At 58.0% G+C, this 2344-nt stretch carries 3 protein-coding genes; all 3 read left to right on the top strand.

Annotated elements, in window-relative coordinates:
• The first annotated feature begins 296 nt into the window (after window positions 1–296).
• The 3 genes from Q0349_RS04480 to Q0349_RS04490 are packed head-to-tail and all read left to right on the top strand — an operon-like array spanning window position 297 to window position 2206.
• On the top strand, window positions 297–593 hold the full coding sequence (locus Q0349_RS04480) for a hypothetical protein (protein WP_298079680.1): 297 nt from the start codon (window positions 297–299) through the stop codon (window positions 591–593).
• A gap of 23 nt (window positions 594–616) precedes the next feature.
• Entirely contained in the window at window positions 617–1177 is a 561-nt protein-coding gene (locus Q0349_RS04485; RefSeq protein ID WP_298079681.1) for an NAD(P)H-dependent oxidoreductase, read from the top strand.
• A 12-nt stretch (window positions 1178–1189) separates the two neighbouring features.
• The gene (locus Q0349_RS04490) at window positions 1190–2206 is read left to right on the top strand and encodes an amidohydrolase family protein (protein WP_298079682.1); all 1017 of its coding nucleotides are present in this window, start codon (window positions 1190–1192) and stop codon (window positions 2204–2206) included.
• Window positions 2207–2344 lie beyond the last annotated feature (138 nt).

Raw genomic sequence — 2344 nt, forward strand, 5'->3', positions numbered from 1 at the left:
GCGTCGCCGAAGACAGTACGCTTTTGTACGGCGAGGCGACGCAACACAGTATGAGACTTTCGGTGGATGGCTATACTTGTCGCTACGCGAGCAATGCTTGTCCCACAGGGACTGGAACAGCTCGCGCAGCGAGAGAGGGGGCATATTGGCTGTTTTCCCGGTTTTCAGTTCCCTACACAAGCACACGGAAAAATGCGATTCCACAAGATTTTGAACAGGCTCTAACCGCCCCTACGTTTTCAAGATTATTGGCGTAGCTTGCAACAAATCGCCCCATCCCCAAAAAAGGAAATCCCATGTATCTCATCAATATCACCGTCAATTCAGGTCTTTCCGCAGAACAACACGAAACCCTGTTCGCGCAGCACTCCGCCTGGTTCAAAAAACATTTCGACGCGGGCGTCTTTCTCATGCTCGGTCCTTATATCAACAGCGACAAACCCGCCGGGGTCATTTTCGCCCACACCGACCGCGACACCCTGCAAAAAATCCTCGAAGAAGACGTCTATTACCCGGATAAAGCGCAATACGAAATCCGCGAATTTGCGCCGAAACTTATCGCCGCCAACCTGCCCGAATTTGCGGGCAAATAAATCGCAAACCAAAAGGAGTCCCTATGAAAAACATCCTGATTATCTCCGGCCATCCCGATTTGCAACAATCCGTCGCCAATAAAACCATCATTGAAACTCTCGAACAGACATTGCCACAAGCGGAAGTCCGTCGCCTCGATACCCTCTATCCCGATTACCGCTTCGACATTGCCGCCGAACAGGCCGCCTTGCTTAAAGCCGATATTATCGTCTGGCAATTTCCCTTTTCCTGGTACAGCATCCCCGGCGTGATAAAACTCTGGCTGGACAAAGTCTTCCTGCACGGCTTCGCCCACGGCGCACAAGGCAAACTCGGCGGCAAAAAACTGCTGCTCTCCTTCACTACCGGCGCCCCGGAAAGTATTTACCAAAAAAACGGCTTCTTCCGCCATACTGTAGAAGAATACCTGCCGCCCTTTGAAACCATTGCGACGCTATGCAATCTCGACTACCAGCCGCCGATTTACACCACCGGCATCAGCTATACCGACCGCGCCAATGAAGCGGCCATCAACGCACAAAAAGAACTTGCCACCGCACACGCCGAAAAACTGATTGCCGCACTGAAAGCGCTGGCGGCATAACACCGCAAAACCATGAAACTCATCTGCCTCGAAGAACACGTTCTCGACCCCGCCACCGCCCAGGCCTCCATGGCCGCCGCGCCGTACCTGCCCGATTGGGGCAAAACCGTCCGCGACGGCAACAACCCCGACCGCAGCCGCCCGCAAGTCATCGCCAACACCGACTCCACCCGCAAAGGCATGGACTGGGACGCCGAACGCCTCGCCGACATGGACGCCGCCGGCATCACCATGCAAGTGCTGTCGCTCGGCGGCTTCCCCCAATACGCACCGCCCGCCGACCAGCCCGCGCTCAGTCAGGCGGTGAACGACCGCCTCGCTGCCACCGTCGCCGCCCATCCCGACCGTTTCGCCGCCTTCGCCACCCTGCCGTGGACGCGCCCCGATGCCGCCGTCAAAGAACTCGAACGCGCCGTATGCCAACTCGACCTCAAGGGCGCGCTCATCAATGGCCGCCCCGGCGACACCTTCCTCGACGCGCTGGAATACGCCGACCTCCTCGCCGCCTTCAACGAACTGCAAGTACCGCTCTACCTGCACCCCGGCATCCCCGTCCCCGCCGTGCAGGCCGCGTACTACAGCGACTTTGCCCCCGAACTGGCCGCACGCCTGTCCATGTTCGCCTGGGGCTGGCACAACGAGGCGGGCATCCACCTGCTGCGCCTCATCCTCTGCGGCGCGCTCGACCGCAACCCGCAACTGCAACTCATCAGCGGCCACTGGGGCGAAATGCTGCCGTTCTGGCTGCAACGCCTCGACGACAGCATCCCGCAAGTCGCATCAAACCTCACCCGCAGCATCACCGACACCTTCCGCCAACAGGTGTACGTCAGCCCCAGCGGAATGCTCACCCGGCCGCATTTCAACTTCATCTACGAACTGCTCGGCGCGGAGCGCATCCTCTATTCACTCGACTACCCCTACCAAAGCCTTGACGGCGCACATGAATTTATCAACGCGCTGCCCGTTACCGACGCCGAAAAAGCACAAATCGCCCACGGCAACGCCGAACGGCTGCTGCGACTGTAAACGTAGGGTGGGGCTTACCCCACCGCGAACGACACGATTGCGGGAACGAATGCACAAAATCCCGCCGTTCTACTCCCTCCCCCTGTGGCACTACTGTCCGGAATAAATCCGCCATAAAAATCCTTTTTAAAACAATGG

The sequence above is a fragment of the uncultured Cardiobacterium sp. genome (genome assembly GCF_938028185.1).
Lineage (GTDB): Bacteria > Pseudomonadota > Gammaproteobacteria > Cardiobacteriales > Cardiobacteriaceae > Cardiobacterium.